Source organism: Brevundimonas sp., from assembly GCF_041919755.1.
GTDB lineage: Bacteria > Pseudomonadota > Alphaproteobacteria > Caulobacterales > Caulobacteraceae > Brevundimonas.
In genome coordinates this window covers 134,590-155,919 of record NZ_JAYRTD010000006.1, presented here as the reverse complement: position 1 = coordinate 155,919, position 21,330 = coordinate 134,590, and the positions used below count along the sequence as shown (strand labels likewise).

Here is a 21,330-nt window from a genome sequence, read left to right as displayed (position 1 = left end):
GCTTTCGGATTAGGCTGACGCATTAACCGCGCCGGGGGAGGTGCGGTCGTTCGGGGGAAGTCTCATGCGTATCTTCGTCGCCGCGCTCGCCGCGCTGTCTCTGGCTGCCTGCGCCACCACGCCGGTGCCGAATGCGCGACCCCTGAATGAGGGTCAGATCGCCGCGATCGGTCCCACCACCTTCACCGTGGTCGAGGACAACAACGGCATTGCCAAGACCTGGTTTGCGCAGGACAGTTCGGCCGCCGGTGCCCAGTTCGGCCTGATCGGGGCCCTGGTGTCGGCGACGATGGACGCGATCATCAATTCCTTCCCGGCGCGCCGCGCGACCAAGACCGCCAACGAGATCGCCGAAGTCATGCCGGTCGATTCGCTGAACGCCTCGCTGGCGGATCATCTGCGACGTCAGATCGACCCCACGCCGCCGGCCAATGCGGTTGTCGTTTCAGACGTGACGACCGTCCAGCGGCTGGAAGTGCCCACGCCGGCCAATGACGCGGTCGAGGTCACCTCGGCCTACACCCTGTCGGAAGACGCCTCGACGCTGCAGATCGTCTTCACCCTGACCTACGCCAACACCGAGGTGCCGTATGTCACGCCCTACAGCTTCGAAAAGTCGCCTCCCGCGAGCGAGCTGACGGGTCCGACCTATCGCAACACCTTCACCTATTTCTCGCGCCAACTGCCTGTGCCGGAACTGACGCCCGAGTTGCGCGAACGCCTCATCGCTTCGGTTCAGGAGAACTCCCGCGACGAGAATGGGGCCCTGCCGGTCGAGGGCACCGACGCCTACAAGGCCATGACCAAGGAGATGGAACAGGCCACCGACGACAACCTGACCAAGGGCGAAATCTCGATCTTCCTGGCCCGCGAATGGATCAAGGACAACGGTGCCCTGCTGCGGGCCGAAGTCGACAATGCCCATCGCCTGCTGGCCCGATATGCCCTGATCGACATGAACCGCACCGCTGTTCCCAGCCTGGAAGGTCAGGACGAACTGGTCGAGACCCTGCCCGACGGTCGGACCGTGCGCCGCGTGGGCGCAGGAGTGCAGGCCGGCTCCTACATTTCCTCGCCTGCCGGCGTGACCAGCTTCACGACCTTCGGCAACACCATGAGCATCGCCAAGGTCCACTCCGAGCGGATCGAACAGATCCGCGCCGCCGCCCGAGCCGCAGTTCGCGCGCGCTGAACCGGTCATGACGTTCCGCGAGCCTGCTCGCGCCTGCGCCGCCCTAGCCCTGCTGGCCTTGAGCGGCTGCGTCAGCGGAGTCGACTATGTGCCGATCAGCGACAAGTCATACTTCGGCTATAGTGACCGGCCGAACGCGGATGGGGGCCACACCGTCCGCGTCGAGCTGATGGATGGTGGTCTGGCCATGGAGTACTGGAACCGCCGGGCGTCGGAACTGTGCGACGGCAAAGTGGCCCGCAAATCGATGCACACGGCCTTGCAGCCGACGACATACTACGACCGGTACGGAGGCAGGCCGGGCCACTACATTGTCGAAGGCTACGTCTATTGCGAGGCACCAGCCGTTGCGGAGCGCGCGGCCGAACCGGCGGCCTGATCAGCGCATCTCTACCCGACGCGCTCCAGCGGGAATCGACAGTTCCGATCCATTCCACGCCGCTGCTCGACCGTCTATCCGCACACGGGCAGGCGGCGTCTCGCCCGGCGGCCACTGGATGACGAAGCCGCCCGCAGGGATGACCGCAGGGCCCAGGGTCAGCACATAGCCCTGGCCCTCCTGCTTCAGGCGATAGGTCAGCGGGCCATAGGCGGTGCGGACGCCTTCGACGCCCACGCCCTCTCCCGCCAGCCAGGCGGTCGGGATGCCCGCCGCCAAAACCAGGGCGTGGTCGCGGTCCCGCTCATAGACCAACAGGTCCAGGGTCGAGCGGATGTAGTCCGAGCTGATCCAGGCATGGGGCATGTCGCCGATGAAGCGCGGCTCGCGCTCGTCGCGTCCGACCACCTCGGCCCAGCCGTTCCAGGCAATGGGGCGCATGTCAGCGAAGTAGAAGTCCAGCGCCCTGAGCGCCTCCTCGCGCCGTCCCAGCCGGACCATGGCCCCGACATTGCGCAGCTCATAGGGGGTGTAGTCCTTCCACGCCTGACGGTTCTCCTGACGGGCCGTGAAGTTGTCCCACCACTTGTCGAAGGTCCCGGTCAGAAGCTCGGGTGGCAGGTCGTCGATCAGCCCGCCGGGCGACAGGCCGATGGTAGTGGAGGTGGCGTCGAAATCGCCCCGGTCCGCCGCGCCCGCGATCCAGTCGATGCCGTGCACCTGGGCCGTTGCGCGGATCGAGGCCATGATGTCGGCCTTGAACTCGGACTCCGACGCCCGGATGCGCGTCGCCGCCTCGGCGTCGCCCAGAGTCTCGGCGATGAAGACGGCGTCGCGGTATCCCAGCAGGCCCCAGAAATCGTCCCAGTAGGAATAGGCCGGACGGTCCGAATAGCCTTCGTGGCTGATGGTCGGGGGCAGCAGGCCGAACAGGTGCCGCTTGTCCGCCGCCTGGAACTCGGCGGTGCGGGTCGAGGCCCGCAAAGTGTCCATATAGCCGATGGCGGCCTGAACCTGGGGCCACACCTGCCGCAGCAGGGCTTCGTCGCGGGTGTACCGATATGTCTCGGCGGCCAGGAAGACGAACTCGCCGTGGCTGTCATTCTCCGGCACCGGATCGGCCCCGCGCGCATCGACGCAGCAGGGCACCTTGCCGTTGTCGAAAACATAGGGGGCGTACCAGCGCAGATAATCTGCCGACAGATCAGCATGCCCCAGCCGGTTCAGACCCTCGGCCATCATAGCGCCGTCGCGGATCCAGCTGCGGTTATAGCTGCGGGTACCCGGCTGCAGGATTGGGCCCTGCCGCGACATCAGCATCTGGGCCAAAGAAGAGCGCATGACGTCCTCGATCCGCTGGGCCTCGGGCGGCAGGGTGAGGTCGAAGCGGTCCATCTTCTCGCGCCATGCGCTGGCGACACGGTCCTCGACGGTGTCGAGCACAGCTTCGATCGAACCGGTCACCGGCAGCGTCGGCAGGTCGCCGGACAGCGCCGACACCCAGCCGAAGGTGCGGGTCTCTCCGGGCTGGAGCGTGACGTCATACAGCATCGCACCACTGGCCAGGTCTTTATCCTCGACGCTCACCTCGGCACCCGCTGCCCGGCGACGGGCCGCATCAGCCAGCAAGGCTTGCGGATCGCCGCCCCCCTGGAATCCGGACAAGGCGATACCGTCAGGCGCGACCATGGGCCGGACGCCCAGATCACCGTTCAAGGCCAATGCAGAGCCGGTCCAGCGCAGACGATTGATCGGCCCGACACCGCCCGGCGTCGTCAGGAACTGGCGCGGCCCATTGACCTGATAGGGCCGCGCCATCAGCGCCAGCGTCAGGGTCTGTGCCCGGCTGGACGTGTTGGTCAGGGCATAGCGACCATAAAGCTGGGCCGCCTCCGGGGTGCCGTCGGCAAAGGCCGTGGTGGTCAAGGTCCACCCGTCTGATGTCCAGGTCACCGACGGGACCGGAAGGTCATCATCGCGCAGGCTCTGGGTGACATTCACATCGGCCCAGGTCACCAGCCGCCCGTTGTCCAGCACGAACGGCTCGATCGACGGTCCGCCACGACGCAGTTCGATGGCCCCGTCCTCGCCGATCAGGCCGCTCTCGCCGCCGCCATCGACCCCGACCAGGGTCCAGTAGGGCTGCTCGCCGTGGAAACCGCGCGGATACAGGCCGCGACGGCTCTCGCCGGCCACAGCAGTGATGAAGGTCGTCGCCGTCTCGCCGAACGACAGGGGTTCGATCTCGATCTCTGACAGGGCATAGGCGGCGGCCTCTGTGACGCCCAGCCGCTGGCCGGCGCCGGCCTGACCGACCACGGTGGAGGTCGATTGCGGAGCCTTCAGATCCAGCCGCAACCATCGGGCCGAGGCTTCCGGCGTCCGCAGCCAGTCGACACCGCCGTCACCGCCGGTCACTTGCGCCAGCTCACGCCAGTCATGCCCATCGGACGAGGCCATGACGGCATAGTCCATCGCCGCGCCGCGTTCGGCCCAGCGCAGGGTCAGGCCGCCGAACTCGCGCTCATACCCGAGGTCCAGCGTCAGGCTCTGCGCACCCGCAGCCTCGGTCCGCCAGACTGTGGTCGGGTCGCCGTCGACGGCCAGACCAGCCAGGCTGCGTCCCGCCTCGCTCGACGCCTCCGCCAGCGGGCGTGGCGGGACAGACGGCTCCGGTGGCAACTCACGCAGCTCTAGCTGATCGACCTCGATCCAGCCCTGGCCGCCCTCGCCCGCCGTGATGACGAACTCGATCCTTTGAGCTCCCCGGAAGGTCCGGTCCGGGTTCGGGCCCCAGGCCCAGATAACCTGCCGCTTCTTGATGACATAGCGGGTCCAGCCGCTGGTCGCCTGGAACGCCCGCACCTGACGCCAGTGGACGTTCTCGCCCGAGGCATCAGTGAACTTGATCTCCAGCGTATTGGGCCGCATCTCGCCGCGCAGCCAGAAGCTGATCTCATAGTTTTCGGGAACCGCCAGATCGATCGACCGGGCCGCGAAGGCATAGCCAGACCGGCCGTTGAAATCGTAGTCCAGCCGCATGGCCTGGCCGTCATGACCGGGCACGGCACTGATCCGCGAGGACACGTCGGTGGAGGCGTCGGCGGTCCACGGCGTCAGGGGCTCGAAGGCGTCAAGGGTGCGAGTGGACTGGGCGTGGACCATGCCTGCGGGCATCACCAGCAGCGCGATCAGAACCAACCATCGAACCCACATACGCATACTCCTGATCACCCCTTCACGCTCCCCGCCAGCATGCCGCGGATGTAGTAGCGTTGCAGGGCCAGGAAGAGGATCAGCACCGGCGCGACCGTGATCACGGCTCCCGCCATCATCAGCTCGATGTCCTGCACGTGCTCGCGCGACAGGGCGGCCAGCGCCACGGGCAGCGTATAGTTTGACTGGTCCGTCAGGATGATCAGCGGCCACAGGAAGTCGTTCCAGCTGCCCAGGAAGACGAACAGGGCCAGAGTCACGATGATGGGCTGCAGCGTCGGCAGGACCACGCGGCGGAAGATCTGCCCTTCGGACGCGCCGTCGATGCGGGCCGCCTCCAGCATTTCGTCGGGGATGCTCAGCGCATACTGGCGCACCAGGAACAGGCCGAAGATCGACGCCAGCCACGGCACCAGTGCCCCGGCATAGGTGTTCACCAGCCCCACCGACTTCAGCATCAGAAATAGCGGCAAGGTGCCGATCTGGGCCGGCACGACGAGCGCTCCGACCAGAATCTGGAACACGCGATCCCGTCCCTTGAAGCTCAGCTTGGCGAAGGCGTAACCGGCGGGCACGGTGAAGGCCAAAGCCAGGGCCGTGGCCAGCGACGCCAGGGCAAAGCTGTTCCACAGATACCGCCCCATGCCCTGGGTCACGAACAGGTCGCGGTAATGCTCCAGCGTCCAGACCTTGGGCAACAACGGCGGCGGGAAGGTCGCGGCCTCACCCGTCGACATGAAGCTGACCGACAGCATCCAGACGAGCGGAAAGAGCACCAGCAATGCGATCAGCGCCACGCCGATGTTCAGGATCAGGGCCTTAAGGCGACGGGCGCTCATTCGTAGGCCCCCAGCCGTTTCGCCACGGCCAGCTGGACCAGGGTGACGGCCAGGATGCACAGGAACAGCACGAAGGCGACGGCGCTGGCGGAGCCCAGGTTCCACCATTTGAAGCCCTCCTCGTACATGAAGTAGAGCACCGTCACGGTCGACTGCGCGGGTCCCCCTTGCGTCATCACATAGGGCTCGGCGAACAGCTGGAAGAAGCCCGCGACCGAGATGATCGACACCAGCAGCAGGGTCGGCGCGATGGCGGGCAGCGTCACGTGGCGGAACTGTTTCCACGGCCCGGCCCCGTCGATGCGCGCGGCCTCGTACAGGTCGTCCGGCACGGTCTGCAGCACGGCCAGGAAGATCAGCATGTTGTAGCCGAAGATCTTCCACACCACGAACATCAGGATCGCCGGGATGGAGGTCGAAGGCTGGCCCAGCCAGTCCACGGGCGGGATGCCGACCGCTCCAATGGTCCAGTTGATGACGCCGTATTTGGTGTGAAGAAGGTAGTTCCACAGGACGGCTGTGGCCACGAGCGTGGTCACAAAGGGGGCGAAGAAGGCGACCCGCCAGATCGGCCGCCACTTGATCACGCGCGCATTCAGTATCACCGCCGCCGCCAGGGAGGTGGCGATCGACAGAGGCACGCCTATGACCGTGAACACGCCGGTATTCTTCATCGCCGTCCAGAACAGCGGATTGGTGAACAGCCGCTCGTAGTTCTGCACCCCCACGAACCGCATATTGCCGATGTCGGCCAGGGCGTAGATGTCGAAATCCGTCAGGCTGAGCAGCAGGGCCGCGAAAACCGGGATGGCGAAGAAGACGGCGATGGCGATCAGAGCCGGGGCCACGAAGCCCCAGGCGGCGCGTTCGCGCGAGCGGGGCGTGCCCGGTTTGCGTGTGGCCTTGGCCGTCAGCGGCGGGATCGGCTGCGCAGTCATTCCGCCCTCCCCTGTTCGATCATCCAGCGGCGTTTTTCCAGCAGACGATCGGCCCGGCGGTCGATCTCGGCCCCGGCGGTAGCGGGCGTGTATTCGCCGCGCACCATGCGCTCGGCGACGATCTGCATCTCGGTGACGATCCGCTCCCACTCCGGCACCTTGGGCACGGCCCTGGCGCGCGACAGCTGCCCCTTGAACGCGGCGATATAGGGGTCAGCGGCGACCGCCGGGGTGGCCCACGCGCTCTCGCGCGCGGGCAGATTGCCGGTGATGCCGTTGAACCGCGCCTGCACCGCTGGATCCGACAGATAGCGCACCAGCTTCCACGCCGCCTCCTGATGCGGCGACGACCGATAGACCACCAGCGACGACCCACCCGGAGCCGAGGCCCCCGGCCCGTTCGGTCCGGGCACGCCGGACGTCATCCACCGCGTGGTCGGAGCCAGCCTCGTGCGGAAATCGCCGATGCTCCAGGGGCCGGAAAAGTAGAAGCTGAAATAGCCGCGCTCGAACTCGGTCCATACGTTGGAAATCTGGGTCGACGACGCCAACGGGGCCAGGCCCTCGTCGAACAGGCTCTTGTAGAAGGTCAGGGCCGCCACGAACGACCGGCTGGAGAAGTTGCCGCGCGTGTCGCGGTCGCGCAGCAGCGGCTCGGTGCCCTGCAGTCCAAACGTCAGCAGTTGCTCGAACTCATTGACCGGCAGCAGAACCGCATAGTTCCCGGCTCCCGCCACGCGCTTGACCGCATGCATGGCCTGTTTCCAGCCATCCCAGGTCTGGGGCACGGCGTCATAGCCTGCCCGCTCCAGCAGATCGGTACGATAGAAGATCAGTCGGGTATCGACATACCAGGGCGTCGCCATCGGTCGGCCACTGATCTGGTTCGTCTCCAGCACTGCCGGAAACTGATCGGTCAGCAGGTCGTCTGCAAATGCCGGGAGGGGGCTGATGGCGCCGATGGCCGTCATCTCCGACACCCAGGTGTTGCCGACCTGGCTGAGGTCCGGCAGCGACGACCCGGCATAGGAGGTCAGCAGCTTTGAGTGCGCCGCCGTCCACGGCAGGGCCTGCACCTCCACCGTAATGCCGGGGTTAAGCCGCTCGAACTCCGGAAGCAACTGGCCGACATTGGTCGCCTCCGACCCCATGGCCCAGAAGCGCAGGCGGGTGGTGCCGTCGTCGCGCGGCCCGCACCCCGTCAGCCCGGCCGCGCCCGCACCGGCCAGAAGGCCCAGCGCCGTCCTGCGATCCGGGCGGAACAGGCTCATCCGCGACCCAGCCAGGCCCCGGTGAAGCCGGCGCGCTTCAAGCCACGCGTCAGGTTTGGCTCGCCGCGCATCCGGCTCCAGACGATGTCGCTGCGATGGTTCTCGATCTGGATGACGATAGGGCCCTGGTCGATGCCAAGGTAATCATCGGCAATCCAGCCGCCCGGCGTGATCTTGCCGTGCCGCAAGGGTGCGGCCGCCTCCGTCAAGGTCGGGTTGAAGGCATCGAGGAAGCCGTACTGGGTGTAGACGTCCGGATACTGAGCCTTCATCGCCTTCAGGCAGGCCGTGACTTCGGCGGGCGCGAACGGCAGGGATGACATGGCGGCTGTGGGAGCCAGGGTGCCGTCGTCGCGGTCGCCGGGGCCGCGCGCGGAATAGCTGAAGAACTCCCGCTCCGTGCCGTCAAAGACCACCTGTCTGAAATCGCCCGGCCCGTCGCAGGCCGTCAGGCCCCAGACATCGGCGGAATAACCCTTCCAACGCAGGCTGTTCTCGACGGCATAGGCGCGCTGGCCTTCGACCGCGCGGCGGCTGTTCTCGAAATAGTCGAAGCCGGGGATCTCCGCCGCCTTCTCGCGCAGCCAGGCGTCCTGGATGCCGCGGAAGTCGACGAACAGATGGCTGAACTGATGCCCGAACAGGGGCGGGAAATGCAGGTGCGGGCGACCCCAGCGGCTCGACCAGCTGCGGTCGTAGACGCTGCACCATTCGTCCCAGACGCTGGCCGGCACCGGATGGGTCGGGCTGCCGATGGCCAGCAGCAGGACCAGCATGCCCTCGTTATAGACGTTCCAGTCGGCCTCGATGAAACCGCTCTCGGGGTGCCAGCCCATGCTGATCCGATCAGGCCGGACGACGACCCAGTCCCACTCCACCCGCTCATAAAGCGCTTGCGCCAGACGCCGGATCTCGCGCTCGTCCCGATGCGAGCCGTCGAACCAGCGCGCGGCGAACAGCATGCCGGCGATCAGCAACGTCGTGTCCACCGTCGACAACTCGGTCCGACCGAAGCGGTGGCCGGTGTTCATGTCCAGGAAATGGTAGAAAAAGCCCTTGTAACCGCCGACGCCCGTCGCCTCGGGCCCCTGCGGCAGGTCGTGGAAGAAGCGGATGGTGGTCAGGGTCCGTTCGCGCGCCTCTTCCCGGCTCATCCAGCCGCGCTCGACCCCGATGGGCCAGCAGGTCAGGGCGAAGCCGACGGCCGCCACGGACGAAAAGGACGGTGTTGGCCAGCGATCCGGCGTCAGGCCGTTCGTGCGATTGGTGACATGGGTGAACCAGTCGAAGGTGCGCTTCTGAAGCTCGTCCACTTCGGGATCGACGGGATTGCTCACCAGCGGAGGCCTGTGCGTCTGCGCCGCCGCCTGATGCACCCCAAGGCCCAGCATCGCCGCCGAGGCCACGGCCGTGCCCATCAGAAATCCGCGACGATCCATGGGCCACACCTTCTTACGCAAACAGGGAACAGTCAAAAAATCAGCCGCCCCCCGGGATGCGAGGGGCGGCCGTCAGGCTCAGGAGATCAGAAGCTGTACCGCATACCGATCTGGAAGGTCCGGGTCGGGAACAGCACACGCGACGGGCGCTCGAAGTTGGGATTGGGAGCCGTCGCCGATCCCGTCCCACCGTCGAACCCTGCGAAGTTGTCGAAGTTGAACACGTTGATCGCATCGACGAACACCGACAGTTCCTGGCCGCCCCAGACCTGGAAGTTCTTGGTCAAGCGCAGGTCCAGATTCCGATAGGCGAAGGAGTTCGGAATGATGAAGTTGAACTGCTGCGGGCGGCCACCGTTCGGACGATAGACGAAGTTGGCACCCGTGCCGTCGAAGACGTCAAACGGGACGCCCGACCCCAGCGTCAGAATGCCCGACAGCTGGAAGTCGAAGGGCAGATCGACGATGCCGTTGGCCACGATCCGGTGACGCTCGTCATTGTCGGTCGGACGAACCGGCGAGTTTTCGATGTCGAAGCAGTCGAAGCAGAAGGCGTCACGACCACCATTCTGCTCGGCCTCGGACCAGGTGTAGGCGATGTTCAGACCCCAGCCGGAATCGCGCGTGTAGTTCTTGTCCAGCTTGACATACAGGGCCTTGAACTCACGGCTCTTGTTGTGGTCGGACGCAAAATAGTTGCGGAATTCGTTCGTACCATCGGGTCCGCAGAAGCCACCATTGTCGCCGAAGCCGCCACCCTGTGTTGGCCGGTTGGGCTCACGGCAGCGACCCAGGTACAGCCAGGTGAATTCGTTCTCGGTCTTGCCATAAGCCAGCGTGAACTCGCTCTGCCAGTCACCAAAGCGCTGGCGAAGACCCAGATTGAACTGGTCGGTACGTGGTGGCTCGAAGTCGTTCTTCAGCAGGAAGACTTCGCCTTTGCCCGGGATGGTCGCAAAGACCGGATCAAGACCTGCGGCCGTGCCATAGGACGACTGCCACAGGATGGGATCGCCCGCTTCACCAGGCAGATCTACGCCCGGACCAGGGTCGCGATCCTCACCCGCGGGACGACCCGTGGTGCTGAAGAAGGCGTTCTGGCGAATATCGAACGGCTTGACCAATTCGTCGTATGAGAAGTTGAAGTTCACACGGTCATAGTAACGACCCGCGCCACCAAAGATCACGGTCGAGCGATCGCCAAACACATCGTAGGAGAAGCCGAAGCGCGGCTGGAACGCCTTGGCATAGGCGTCACGATTGTTGCCGGTGGAGATGTAGTCCGACTGATTGAAGAAGCTGGGCACATAGCCCGCCGGACGTCCGCCTGCCGTCGAGGCAAAATACTGGTTCAAGCCCGTGACGACGTTGGCAGGGGTCACATAGTCCTTGTTGTTGGCGTTGGTCTCATAGTCCCAACGGATGCCCAGGTTCAGCTCGAGCTGATCGGTGATGCGCCAATCATCCTGAATGTAAAGGCCGATGACGGTGTTATCGAGATCGACTTCCGGGAAGGACCGGCCCAATTCAACTCGGTATGGCACCGTGCTGCTGCCGCTCAGTTCAGGGCGACCGTCCAGATCGTAGTAGAAGAAGGGGTTGCGGCCGAACTGCTTTTCGACCTGATAGTTCTGGAACGACACCTTGCCGCCCACCTTGATGGTGTGGAAGCCATTCATCTCCCAATCGTTGAACGTCAGATCGTTTCGGACGGTGACGGCGTTGTCGTGAATGTCCTGGGTACTGTCGCGACCGCCGATATTCAGGATCGTGAAGCCGCCAAAGAAGTCTGGGTCAAACGCCGGGGTATTCTGGTTCGAATCCTCGAACCGCCTGAAGCTCTGACCAACATCCGAGAAGTTGGCTGCGCCCGGATTATAGTTGTAATCGCGGTAGTCGATCGCGAACTCGTTCAGGAACGAGTCCGTTTGCCACTGATAGCGGACGTTGCTGGTCAGCGTCGTCTGCTGCAGATTGTTGGCGCGTTCGAACGCGTCGGCTCCACCGAAATCACGCAGGTCGGATTCATCACGATAAGTGACGCTCCAGTCGATCAGATGGCCCTCGGCCGGCTGCCAGCTCAGCTTGCCGAAATACAAATCTTCCTCGAATGGCGCAGCGAAGGTGCCGATATACTCGGCGAACCGTGCCTCATCAGCGAGAGTCGCACGATCCCCCAGATCGACGACGCGGGCGCGCCCTTCTTCCTTGCGCTCATAGGTGCCGAAGAAGTGCAGTTGGTCCCGGATGATCGGTCCACCCAAGGCGAACCCATATTGGCGCACTTCCAGGTCCGGCTTCTCAAGGTTAGCACGCTCGGCAAAGATGTCCTGAGCGATGAAACTCTGATCGCGATAGGTGCCGAAAATTTCACCCTGAAACTCGTTGGTCCCGGAGCGCGTGACGGCCGTAATGATCGCTGACGACGCTTGTTCGTATTCGGCTTTGAAGTTCTGGCTGACGACCCGGAACTCTTGGATGCCGGCTTGCGGGAAGGGGTTACCGCGGCTGTCATCCTGACCGATGATGCCACCGGCGATGATGTTAGACTTCAGGCTGGCCCCGTCGATGAAGGCGTTGACGGACTCGGCACGCTGGCCACCGGCAGTGATCGTCTGCTCGTTCTCGTCCAATGACAGACGAACGCCGGGCGCCAGTGCTGCAAAGTTCAGGAAGTTGCGGTTGATCTGCGGCAGGGTATTGATCTGCTGCGTCGTGACGTTGGTCGCGTTCTCAGGAGTGCGCACCTCGGCCAGACGGCGCCCGGTGACGACAACTTCTCCCAACTCTGTGGCACCGGGATCGGTGGAACCGGTTACAACAGCCCCGGACACGGACAGGTCCAGATCACCGACCTGACCAACCCCAATCGACACCACATCCGAGCCTGTCTCTCCATCGGTGCTGGTAACCGTGACCTCGTAATTGCCCGGACGCAGGCCCGACAGGACGTAGGTGCCGTTGGCACTGGTCGTCGTCCGGCTGGTGAAGCCGCTGGCCGTATCGCGCGCGACTACAGTAGCACCTGCTTCAGCCGCTCCGTCATCGGTCACCACACCACGCACCGTCGAGGTCGTGACCTGCGCCGATGCCACGCCGGCACCCGCCAGTGAAATCGCCAGCGCCAGCGCGGATGCGGCGCCAAAGTAAGCCTTGTTGCGTGTCATTGTGGGTTCTCCCCCTCCAGGGCTGAAACAGGATGGACGGCGCGTGCGCCGGGTTGGTGAGTGGAACGGGCCAGGGACGCGGCCGCCGTGGACGCCCGCACGACCAACTGCGGTCGCACGGTTTCGCAGGACACATCGGCGGGGCCGTCGTCTGCGCTATTGATGATGCGGACCAGACGCTCCAGCGCACCACGGCCCGTCTCTGCGATGTTGATGCCGAGGGTCGTCAGGCCGGGCCGGACCATGTCGGCAATCGGCACGTCGTCGAAGCCGACCAGGGCGACATCCTCGGGCACGCGCAGACCTGCATCCTGCAAGGCCAGCATGGCTCCGACGGCCATGATGTCGTTGGCGGCGAAGACAGCGTCAGGCCTCAGGGCCATCTCGCTGATCTTGAGACCGGCCGCTTGGCCTGACGCCTGGGTGAAGGCCCCGTCCAGCACCATGGTCGGCAGACCGGCCTTGGCCATCGCCTGCAGATAGCCGGCCAGACGCGCCTCGGACTCGAGGTTCCCCGCCGGGCCCGAGATGTGAACGATCCGGCGACGGCCCGTCTCCAGCAGATGCTCGACTGCCCGCACCGCGCCGCCGTGGTTGTCGACCACGATGGATGGCCGGTCGGCCTCGCCCGCCCCGCCATTCATCAGCAGCACCGGCAGGCGGCCCGCCAGGCTCGAAGCCAGATTGGCCGCATCCAGATGGGGCGACAGGACGATCAGGCCATCGACCCGCCCACGCATGGAGCGGATGGCGGCGGATGCCTCCTCCGCATCGTCATGCGAGCTGGAGACGATCAGGTGATAGCCCAAAGCCCGCGCGGCGACGTCCATGCCGCGGATCAGCTCCGAGAAGAACTCGCCGTACAGGTCGGGAAGGATGACGCCGATCGTCTGGGTCTTGCTGGTCGACAGGCTGCGGGCACCAGAATGGGGGACGTATTGCAGGGCTTCGACGGCCTGCAAAACCTTTTCGCGGGTGGCTGCCGTGACCGGGCCGGCGCCGTTCAGCACGCGCGAGACCGAGGCCACGGATACGTCCGCGCGGCGCGCCACGTCACGGATATTGGCCGGCTTCATGCCGCCACCGCCGCGCAAGTTTGCTGGATGATCGCTACGACCAACAGACGCCCTTCCCTGACCGGTCAGGTCCCGGCCCGCTTGCCGCGAGTCCGTCCTTCAATCCGTGTAACCGTTTACATGGCACAGGGAGATTGCGTCACGCAAGGCCGCATTTCGGCCATATCAGAGCAGGCCCGATGTTGTGGCGCACTGGCCACAAGCGAGGCGGCAAGCCTTCTATCGAGGACGGCTATAATAGGCCTCGATCAGGTCCAGCCTGTCCTTGAAGGGGATGGGCTTGGCGACGGGTCCATCGTTGGTGAACTCCAGTAGCCGATCCGGCTCGGCCCCGAAGGAGGGCCAGACCGGTCGGCCCTCGGAATTCGGATCGCCTGCTGCGGCGAATCGCGTCCAATAGCCGGCCATGGCTGCGGCCGCCCTATAATCGCGCTCGCCCATAGGCCAGTTGGTCGTCGCCAGATTGTCGAAGACATAGGGCCGCTCCGACGCATGGGTCGCGCCCTCGTGCGGCTCCGGATTGGGATCGGGAACGACGTCGAAGCGATAGAGGTAGGTCGGATGGCCCGCCCGCGCGTGAAGCCGGGCCAGGTGCCGCGCCGGTTCGTTGAAGGCCAGATCGCTGACGACATGGGCGTTGTATCCGTCTTCCCCGCCATAGGCCGCGACGATGGCCGCGCGCTCGTCCGGCGTCATGGCGTCGTCGATCTCGCCATAGGGGCTGAGGTCGGAAGGTTTCATCCACCAGAACTCGGCGCTGTTGGTGCCGATGATCAGGGGCACGGGTGCCTGTCTGCCAGCCGCAAATGCGGCCTCGACGTCCTCCTGAACCACTGACCCGTCGATTACCAGATTGTCGCCGCCGTAAAAGCTCGGCGCGGGCGCGAGCAGGGTTTCGGCGGGGATGGCCCGCAGATCGGCGGCGGACGGTGCCGCCAAGCCCAGTCCCTGCGCATGGGCCCGACCCCGATCCTGCAGCGACGGCTTGCCCAGCGCTGAAGGGCGATCCAGCGGCGTGCCCGTGTCGCGCCCCAGCCCCGACTGGACAACGGCGCGGTGGAACAGCGGCCAAGCCTCGGGAGAGATCATCAGGCGTGTCACCGCCGCGCCACCGGCCGACTCTCCGAAGATCGTCACCCGGCCCGGATCGCCACCGAACACCCCGGCATTGGCTTGGACCCATTTCAGGGCGGCGATCATGTCCATAAGGGCATAGTTGCCGCCCGGCTCGCCCTCCGGTCGTTCGGCGGCCAGGGCCGGATGATCGAAGAAGCCCAGCCGACCCAGGCGATAGTTGATCGTCACGACCACCACACCGCGCCGGGCCAAGGCCGTGCCGTCATATAGGGCCGCCGTGCCGGAGCCGTTGTTGAAACCGCCGCCGTGAATCCAGACCATGACAGGGGCAGGTTCCGCCGCTTCCAGCGGCGACCAGACGTTCAGCGTCAGGCAATCCTCGCTCATGGGCAGGGGCCCGACCCCCGGATCGCCATTGGCCGGCGGCTGGGGACACAGGGCCCCGACATTGCCGGCGTCGCGCGGCCCGTCCCAGGGCTCAACCGGCTGCGGCGGACGCCAGCGCCAGACCCCGACCGGCGGCATGGCATAGGGGATGCCTTTGAAGGCCTGCACCTGTGCATTGGCCCGCCCGACCAGTACGCCATCCGTCGTCTGGACCTCCACCACCGGATCGGTTTGTGAAACGGGAGACAGCATCAGCACCGCCGCGGACAGGAGGGAAACCAGGCTCATCCGCCTTCCTTAAACGCGATATCGCGTCGGCCCCAACTCGAGATTTGCAACACCGATGGTTTCTGGTTGAAACCAACCGGCACCGACGGCGTTGACGGGGCCAGCAGCGGGAACAGGCTTGAAGATACTTTCCAAATCCGGGGATCCGAATGTCGACCTTGGCCAGGCCTTCGACGCCTCGCCAAATCCCTATGTGTTGATGACGCCGGACTTCGAGATTGCCGGTGCCAACCAGGCTTATCTGGATGTCACCAACACCACGCGGGAGGCCATCGTCGGTCGCTCGCTCTTTGCCGCCTTCGACGCCGGACCGGGTGAAGACGCGCCGGAGAATGTGCGACAGCTTCGCGCCTCGCTGGAAAAGGTTCGCGAGACGCGCCAACGCGATCATCTGGCCGTCATTCCCTATTCGATCCCGCGCAAGACCGACGCCGGCGAGGTTTTCGAGGATCGCTACTGGAGCGCCACCCACACCCCCTTGCTGAATGAAGCGGGCGAGGTGGTGATGATCCTGCAGCACACCAACGACATCACCGAACTGGAGCTACTGCGCCAACAGATGCAGGTGGCGGAGGGCGCAGCCCCGCTGAAAGCCTTCGATGCCATCGTCGGCGGCAACATCCTGGAGCGGGCGCGGCTGGTTCAGGAAGACAACCGGCGCCTGTCCGTCGAGCGCAACCGCCTGGTCGAGATGTTCATGCAGACCCCTGGCTTCGTCGCCGTGCTGTCGGGGCCGGAGCACACGTTCCAGTTCCATAACGAAGCCTATCGTCAGATGATCGGCTATCGCGACGTGCAGGGGCAGCCGATCGCGCAGGCGATGCCCGAGGTCGTCTCGCAAGGCTATGTGGAAATGCTGGACCAGGTGTTCCGAACGGGCGAGCCTGTTCGTGGCAACGCCAGCCTGTTCCAGTTTCCGCGAAAGCCCGGCGCACCGCCGTCCGACGCCTATGTCGATTTCAGCTATCAGCCGATCCGCGAGGCGGACGGCACCATCATCGGGGTGTTCGTGCAAGGGCACGACGTCACGGAATCGGTTCTGGCCGCCGAGCGTCAGAAGCTGATGATCGACGAACTGAACCACCGGGTGAAGAACACGCTGGCGACGGTGCAGTCCATCGCAATGCAGACAGCGCGATCCCACACCGACCCGGCACGGTTTGCGGCAAGCTTCCAGGCCCGGCTGCTGGCCCTGTCCCACACTCACGACCTGCTGACGCGCAGCCACTGGGAAGGGGCCAATCTGCGGTCGATACTGGAACACGAAACCCAGGCGCACGACCAGACACGGGTTCTGCTCAACGGTCCCGCAGTCGATCTGGATTCCGCCTCGGCGATTTCTCTCGGCATGGTCTTCCACGAACTGGCGACCAATGCGGCCAAATACGGCGCGCTGGCAGCGCCCGATGGGAAGGTCGTGATCGACTGGACCGTGACGCATACGCCCACGCGGACATTGAATCTGACGTGGCAGGAGTCCGGCGTGACAGACCTTCAATCCCCGAATCACCGCGGTTTCGGCAGTCGTCTGATCGAACGCAATGTCCGGCATGACCTTGGTGGGACGGTCGCCATGGACTATGGCTCCTCCGGGCTGATCGCCCGCCTGACCCTGCCCCTCGATCGAGACCTGCCCGCATGAGCCAGCCCCTGTCCGGTCGCAACGTCTTGATCGTGGAAGATGAGTCTCTGGTCGCCATGCTGCTGGAGACCATCCTCGAAGACATGGGCTGCACGACCGTGGGCCCCGCTTCCAGCGTCGAGGAAGGTCTGGCCTTGATCGACGGCGGCACGGCGCTGGATGCAGCCCTGCTGGACGTCAATGTGGCCGGGGTGAAGATCTTCCCGATCGCCGAGGCCTTGGCCGCGCGCAATGTGCCTTTCGTCTTCTCCACCGGCTATGGCGAAGGCGGACTGCCCGACGAATGGAAGAGTCGCCCCACCTTGCAGAAGCCCTTCAGCGAAGCAGCAGTGCAAGACGCCCTGATGAGGGCGCTCGGCATGGCCAAGGTCTGATCTAGCGGCTCAAGTCCTTCAGCACAGCCCGGGCCGCATTGTGCCCCGGCGCACCGGTGACGCCCCCACCGGGATGCGCACCTGATCCGCAGAGATACAATCCCGGCACCGGCATACGGTGATCCGCATTTCCCAGAACGGGCCGGGCGCTGAACAACTGATCCAGCGTCAGCCGCCCGTGGAAGATGTCGCCGCCGACAAGTCCGAAACGCCGCTCCAGATCGCGCGGCCCCAGCGCCAGCCGCCCCACAACGGACGCCTTGAACCCCGGCGCGTGCCTGTCGACTGTCTCGATCATCAGATCGGCCACCGTGTCCCGATGCTCGTCGCCCAGTGTCGGATCGACATGCTGGCAGAATAGCGACGCCACATGCTGTCCTGACGGCGCGAGACTGTCGTCCAGCGTGGACGGAATCAGCATCTCGACGATGGGCTCTGAAGACCATCCGTTCAGCCGCGCGCTGGCGTGGGCCCGGTCCATGTAGGCGAGGCTCGGCGCGATGATGATCCCCGCCGTCAGGTGATCCCCCTGCCCCGGCAGGCTGGTGAAGTTCGGCAGCTCAGACAGCGCGACGTTCATCCGGAACGTGCCCGACCCGGACTGATAGTTGCCGATCCGCTCGCGGAAGTCCGCCGGTACGACGGCATCGTCCACCAATCGTTCAAACAGCAGCCGTGGATGCAGGTTCGACACCACCGCCCGCGCCCGCACGATGTCGCCAACCTCTGTCACCGCCCCGACAGCCCGGCCCTTTTCGGTCAACACCTCGGCGACCGGAGCCTCCAGCCGGATGTCGACGCCACCTTCCGCGCAGGCCTTCGCCATGGACTGGGTGATCGCCCCCATGCCACCGATGGCGTGACCCCAGACGCCCTTTCTGCCGTTCACCTCGCCGAAGACGTGGTGCAGCAGCACATAAGCCGAGCCCGGCGTGTAGGGACTGGCATAGTTGCCCACGATACTGTCGAAGCCGAACAGGGCCTTGATGGGGTCACTCTCGAACCAGCCGTCCAGCCAGTCGCCCGCCGACTTGGTGAACAGATCCAGCAGGTCGCGCCGTCCCTGCGTATCCAGCCCCGCCGCCTGTCGCCCCAGCGACGCACCTTTAAGCAGCTCGGGCAGCATCGCCGCCCAGCCCCCCTTAACCACATTCGGCGGGGCCTTCAGTATCCAGTCGCGCAAAACACCCGCCACGACCTCCAGTCGCCGCTCATAGTCCGGCAACCGCGCCGCATCCCGCGCCGAAAACTTGGCGACCTCTCCCGCCGTCCGCCCCTCCCCGGCCAGCAGATAGCGACCGTCGTCGAACGGCAGGAAGTTCGACACCTTGCGCTCGACCACCGTCAACCCGTGCCGCGCCAGTTCCATGTCGGCGATGACCTTCGGGTTCAGAAGACTGACCGTGTAGCTGGCGGTGGAGTTGCGAAACCCCGGGTGGAATTCCTCCGTCACCGCCGCTCCGCCGACCACATGCCGCCGCTCCAGCACCGTCACCTTCAGCCCTGCCCTGGCCAGATAGTAGGCGCAGACCAGGCCGTTGTGGCCTCCGCCCAGAATGACGACGTCGGTAGTGGCTATGGTCATGTGGCCCCGCAGTTCAAGCCGCACACTGCCTTGGCTACCGTCATCCGAAAAGGGATGACCTAATGCGCTAGCCCGCGTTCCAGCGCCTTTCTGAATACCGTCGGCAGGTTGGCCAAGGCCTGGGCTTTATCCGTCCAAACGAAGTCACCCGTTCCGGTCGCTACCCTGACCGTCAGCGTCAGGCTGAAATGGGTGAAGACATGGTCGACCGATCCGGCGTCTTGCCATTGAGCGACCACGGGCGGCTTGTCATGAGGTGTCTCCGACCAATCCGAGGTCGGCAGGCCCAGCATGCCGCCCAGCAAACCCTTGTCCGGACGCCGCACCAGGGCGACGCGCCCCTGTCCGTCACGCAGCACCCAGGCGATGCCGCGGCGATGCGGTCGCTCGGCCTTTCTTGCCTTCAGCGGATAGCGGCCCGGCTCGCCCGTCGCCAAGGCGGTGCAGCCGAAGGCGACGGGGCATTGCCCGCACAGCGGCGATTTTGGGCGGCAAATCGTGGCCCCGAGGTCCATCAGCGCCTGGGGCCAGTCGGCATGCTCGGCTCCCGGCTGATCGCCCATGACGAAACGCGCGGCCAGCGCCTTCAACTGCCGCCGCGCGGCGGGCAGTGCCGTCTCGACCGCGAACATACGGCCCATGACCCGCTCGACATTGCCGTCCACGACATTGGCGGGCTGTCCGAAGGCGATGGCGGCGACGGCGGCGGCGGTATAGGCCCCGACGCCCGGCAAGTTCAACAGTTCCGCCTCTGTGCCCGGGAAGACACCGCCGTGGTCGCGCGCCACCGCCCGGGCACAGGCCAGCAGATTGCGGGCGCGGGCGTAGTAGCCCAGCCCCGCCCAGGCGGCCATGACGTCGCCGTCCTCTGCCGCCGCCAGATCGTTCACCGTCGGCCAGCGCGTGGTGAAGGCCAGAAAGTAGGGCGTCGCATGCGGCGTGGTCGTCTGCTGCAACATCACCTCGGACAGCCACACGCGGTAGGGATCGGGGCGATCGTGCGACCCCGGTGGCACGCGCCAGACCAGCGTCCGCGCATGCCCCGCATACCAGTCCAGCAGGGCGGCGCGGATGCGGGCCACCTCCGGTGCAGATTTGTCTGAGAGCGGGACGCCGATCATTCCCTGCGCTATAGACCGGATATGCGCCGCACGCTGCCCACCGACGAAGAGGCCCGCGAAATCCTGTCGCGCCGCCGCACGCGGCCCCTGCCTCGCCCCGCCCCGCGCGCCGGTCGTGCGTTGCAGAAACTTATCAAGGAACTGGACGGCCAATTTGGGCGCGGTCCCGGCGCGCTGGATGCCCGCTGGCGCGAGATCGTCGGCGAACGCCTGGCCCGCGTCAGCCGCCCCCAGAAACTGACCAAGGGGCGCGGTGGCGCGGCGGGCACGCTGGAGCTCCGCGTCGTCGGGGCCGCCGCCCTTCTGGTCCAGCATCAGTCCGATGACATCCTGCAGCGGGTCAACCTGTTCCTGGGGGCGGGATCGGTGGACAAGCTGCGCATCGCCCAGGGGCCGGTCAAGCCGCTGGAAGACAGCCCAGCCCAGCCGAAACGCCGCACCGCGCCGCCGCCCCTGCCCGCCCATCAGGAGGCCGAGCTGAGGGCCTCTGTCGCCGCCGCGCCGGACAGCCTGAAAAGCTCGCTGGAGAGGCTGGGTCGCGCGGTCCTGAGCGACCGTGACGGTGCCGGCGGTTGACAAAACTTCGCCGCTTCTGTTCTCGAAGGTGCACGACATGCGCGCGTTCGGGGAATCGCGCGATGCAGACAAATCCCCCACCCGTGAGGACGACGCCATGACCTTCAAATCGAAGTACGCCCAGATGAGCCGCCGCGCGGCCCTGACCGCTGCAGCCCTGGCTGGCATGGCCGCGCTCGCGGGCTGCGGTGGCGGTGGCGCGGGTGCTGCCGCCGAAGGCGATATGGCGATGGGTGCGCCCGAAGGGGCCAAGGTCACGGTCGTCGAGTACGCTTCCGTCACCTGTGGTCACTGCGCGGCCTGGCATAAGGAGACGTGGCCGGCGTTCAAGGCGGCCTATGTCGACACCAACAAGGTGCGGTTTGTCTTCCGCGAAATTCCTACGCCGCCGGCCAATGTCGCAGCGGCTGGCTTCATGATCGCGCGCTGCGCCGGACCCGACAAATATTTCGACGTGGTTCACGAGATCATGAACAGCCAGGAAGAGATGTTTGCCTCTGGCGACATGAGCGGTGCGCGCGCTGTCCTGTTCCGCATCGGTAACGGGGCAGGTCTGAGCAACTCCCAGATCGAAACCTGCATCAAGGATCCAGAGGCCCAGGCGGCAGTCGATGAGCGCGCGCAGGCTGCGGCGAGAGCGGGTGTGACCGGAACACCGACGTTCCTGGTCAATGGCGAGACCGTGATCACCCCGGGCTCCCAGAGCGGTGCAACCATGGCCGATCTGTCCAAGGCCATCGAAGCCGAGCTGGCCAAGTAGGAT

Annotated in this window: 16 protein-coding genes; 6 read left to right on the top strand and 10 right to left on the bottom strand. The window is 65.5% G+C overall.

Annotation, left to right across the window (positions count from 1 at the left end; genetic code table 11):
* Positions 1-64 precede the first annotated feature (64 nt).
* A complete protein-coding gene (locus ACE3TH_RS09735; RefSeq protein ID WP_374599558.1) occupies positions 65-1,192 on the top strand; it encodes a hypothetical protein in 1,128 nt (375 codons plus the stop codon).
* 7 nt (positions 1,193-1,199) lie between these two features.
* Positions 1,200-1,571 (top strand): hypothetical protein, encoded by a 372-nt coding sequence (locus tag ACE3TH_RS09730; protein WP_374599557.1) that lies wholly within the window; start codon positions 1,200-1,202, stop codon positions 1,569-1,571.
* On the opposite strand, the gene ACE3TH_RS09725 is transcribed toward ACE3TH_RS09730, so the two are convergent.
* The 8 genes from ACE3TH_RS09725 to ACE3TH_RS09690 all read right to left on the bottom strand — a co-directional run bounded on the left by ACE3TH_RS09725 (position 1,572) and on the right by ACE3TH_RS09690 (position 15,269).
* A complete protein-coding gene (locus ACE3TH_RS09725) occupies positions 1,572-4,793 on the bottom strand; it encodes a discoidin domain-containing protein (protein WP_374599556.1) in 3,222 nt (1,073 codons plus the stop codon).
* Between the two features lie 8 nt (positions 4,794-4,801).
* The gene (locus tag ACE3TH_RS09720; RefSeq protein WP_374599555.1) at positions 4,802-5,626 is read right to left on the bottom strand and encodes a carbohydrate ABC transporter permease; all 825 of its coding nucleotides are present in this window, start codon (positions 5,624-5,626) and stop codon (positions 4,802-4,804) included.
* Positions 5,623-6,564 (bottom strand): carbohydrate ABC transporter permease, encoded by a 942-nt coding sequence (locus ACE3TH_RS09715; RefSeq protein ID WP_374599554.1) that lies wholly within the window; start codon positions 6,562-6,564, stop codon positions 5,623-5,625. The genes ACE3TH_RS09720 and ACE3TH_RS09715 overlap by 4 nt, the downstream gene beginning before the upstream one ends.
* The gene (locus tag ACE3TH_RS09710) at positions 6,561-7,835 is read right to left on the bottom strand and encodes an extracellular solute-binding protein (RefSeq protein WP_374599553.1); all 1,275 of its coding nucleotides are present in this window, start codon (positions 7,833-7,835) and stop codon (positions 6,561-6,563) included. The genes ACE3TH_RS09715 and ACE3TH_RS09710 overlap by 4 nt, the downstream gene beginning before the upstream one ends.
* A complete protein-coding gene (locus ACE3TH_RS09705; RefSeq protein WP_374599552.1) occupies positions 7,832-9,274 on the bottom strand; it encodes a glucoamylase family protein in 1,443 nt (480 codons plus the stop codon). Before ACE3TH_RS09705 ends, ACE3TH_RS09710 begins: the two co-directional genes overlap by 4 nt.
* 86 nt (positions 9,275-9,360) lie before the next feature.
* Positions 9,361-12,441: a carboxypeptidase regulatory-like domain-containing protein gene (locus tag ACE3TH_RS09700; RefSeq protein ID WP_374599551.1), complete on the bottom strand. Its 3,081-nt coding sequence runs from the start codon at positions 12,439-12,441 to the stop codon at positions 9,361-9,363.
* A complete protein-coding gene (locus tag ACE3TH_RS09695) occupies positions 12,438-13,517 on the bottom strand; it encodes a LacI family DNA-binding transcriptional regulator (protein WP_374599550.1) in 1,080 nt (359 codons plus the stop codon). The genes ACE3TH_RS09700 and ACE3TH_RS09695 overlap by 4 nt, the downstream gene beginning before the upstream one ends.
* Positions 13,518-13,736: 219 nt before the next feature.
* Positions 13,737-15,269, bottom strand: coding sequence for a carboxylesterase/lipase family protein (locus ACE3TH_RS09690; protein WP_374599549.1), 1,533 nt, complete (start codon positions 15,267-15,269; stop codon positions 13,737-13,739).
* Between the two features lie 118 nt (positions 15,270-15,387).
* Between ACE3TH_RS09690 and ACE3TH_RS09685 the strand changes: the two genes are divergently transcribed.
* Together ACE3TH_RS09685 and ACE3TH_RS09680 are read left to right on the top strand one after the other, a co-directional pair.
* Positions 15,388-16,911, top strand: a complete 1,524-nt coding sequence (locus tag ACE3TH_RS09685; RefSeq protein WP_374599548.1) for a sensor histidine kinase — start codon at positions 15,388-15,390, stop codon at positions 16,909-16,911.
* Complete coding sequence (locus ACE3TH_RS09680; protein WP_374599547.1) at positions 16,908-17,285, top strand: response regulator; 378 nt, start codon at positions 16,908-16,910, stop codon at positions 17,283-17,285. The genes ACE3TH_RS09685 and ACE3TH_RS09680 overlap by 4 nt, the downstream gene beginning before the upstream one ends.
* Before the next feature lies 1 nt (position 17,286).
* Here ACE3TH_RS09680 and ACE3TH_RS09675 read toward each other — a convergent pair whose 3' ends face one another.
* Together ACE3TH_RS09675 and ACE3TH_RS09670 are read right to left on the bottom strand one after the other, a co-directional pair.
* Positions 17,287-18,870, bottom strand: coding sequence for a phytoene desaturase family protein (locus ACE3TH_RS09675; protein WP_374599546.1), 1,584 nt, complete (start codon positions 18,868-18,870; stop codon positions 17,287-17,289).
* 59 nt (positions 18,871-18,929) lie between these two features.
* On the bottom strand, positions 18,930-19,991 hold the full coding sequence (locus tag ACE3TH_RS09670) for an A/G-specific adenine glycosylase (protein WP_374599545.1): 1,062 nt from the start codon (positions 19,989-19,991) through the stop codon (positions 18,930-18,932).
* Positions 19,992-20,012: 21 nt separating this feature from the next.
* Between ACE3TH_RS09670 and ACE3TH_RS09665 the strand changes: the two genes are divergently transcribed.
* Together ACE3TH_RS09665 and ACE3TH_RS09660 are read left to right on the top strand one after the other, a co-directional pair.
* Positions 20,013-20,567: a DUF721 domain-containing protein gene (locus ACE3TH_RS09665; RefSeq protein WP_374599544.1), complete on the top strand. Its 555-nt coding sequence runs from the start codon at positions 20,013-20,015 to the stop codon at positions 20,565-20,567.
* Entirely contained in the window at positions 20,548-21,327 is a 780-nt protein-coding gene (locus tag ACE3TH_RS09660) for a DsbA family protein (protein WP_374599543.1), read from the top strand. Before ACE3TH_RS09665 ends, ACE3TH_RS09660 begins: the two co-directional genes overlap by 20 nt.
* The last annotated feature ends 3 nt before the right edge of the window (positions 21,328-21,330 follow it).

What these genes read in the sequence shown, in the direction of transcription:
- ACE3TH_RS09720 (WP_374599555.1), bottom strand. Translation starts at nt 5,626, where the DNA reads ATGAGCGCCCGTCGCCTTAAGGCCCTGATCCTGAACATCGGCGTGGCG.
- ACE3TH_RS09705 (WP_374599552.1), bottom strand. Translation starts at nt 9,274, where the DNA reads ATGGATCGTCGCGGATTTCTGATGGGCACGGCCGTGGCCTCGGCGGCG.
- ACE3TH_RS09700 (WP_374599551.1), bottom strand. Translation starts at nt 12,441, where the DNA reads ATGACACGCAACAAGGCTTACTTTGGCGCCGCATCCGCGCTGGCGCTG.
- ACE3TH_RS09670 (WP_374599545.1), bottom strand. Translation starts at nt 19,991, where the DNA reads ATGATCGGCGTCCCGCTCTCAGACAAATCTGCACCGGAGGTGGCCCGC.
- ACE3TH_RS09725 (WP_374599556.1), bottom strand. Translation starts at nt 4,793, where the DNA reads ATGCGTATGTGGGTTCGATGGTTGGTTCTGATCGCGCTGCTGGTGATG.
- ACE3TH_RS09695 (WP_374599550.1), bottom strand. Translation starts at nt 13,517, where the DNA reads ATGAAGCCGGCCAATATCCGTGACGTGGCGCGCCGCGCGGACGTATCC.
- ACE3TH_RS09690 (WP_374599549.1), bottom strand. Translation starts at nt 15,269, where the DNA reads ATGAGCCTGGTTTCCCTCCTGTCCGCGGCGGTGCTGATGCTGTCTCCC.
- ACE3TH_RS09675 (WP_374599546.1), bottom strand. Translation starts at nt 18,870, where the DNA reads ATGACCATAGCCACTACCGACGTCGTCATTCTGGGCGGAGGCCACAAC.
- ACE3TH_RS09730 (WP_374599557.1), top strand. Translation starts at nt 1,200, where the DNA reads ATGACGTTCCGCGAGCCTGCTCGCGCCTGCGCCGCCCTAGCCCTGCTG.
- ACE3TH_RS09665 (WP_374599544.1), top strand. Translation starts at nt 20,013, where the DNA reads ATGCGCCGCACGCTGCCCACCGACGAAGAGGCCCGCGAAATCCTGTCG.
- ACE3TH_RS09715 (WP_374599554.1), bottom strand. Translation starts at nt 6,564, where the DNA reads ATGACTGCGCAGCCGATCCCGCCGCTGACGGCCAAGGCCACACGCAAA.
- ACE3TH_RS09680 (WP_374599547.1), top strand. Translation starts at nt 16,908, where the DNA reads ATGAGCCAGCCCCTGTCCGGTCGCAACGTCTTGATCGTGGAAGATGAG.
- ACE3TH_RS09710 (WP_374599553.1), bottom strand. Translation starts at nt 7,835, where the DNA reads ATGAGCCTGTTCCGCCCGGATCGCAGGACGGCGCTGGGCCTTCTGGCC.
- ACE3TH_RS09735 (WP_374599558.1), top strand. Translation starts at nt 65, where the DNA reads ATGCGTATCTTCGTCGCCGCGCTCGCCGCGCTGTCTCTGGCTGCCTGC.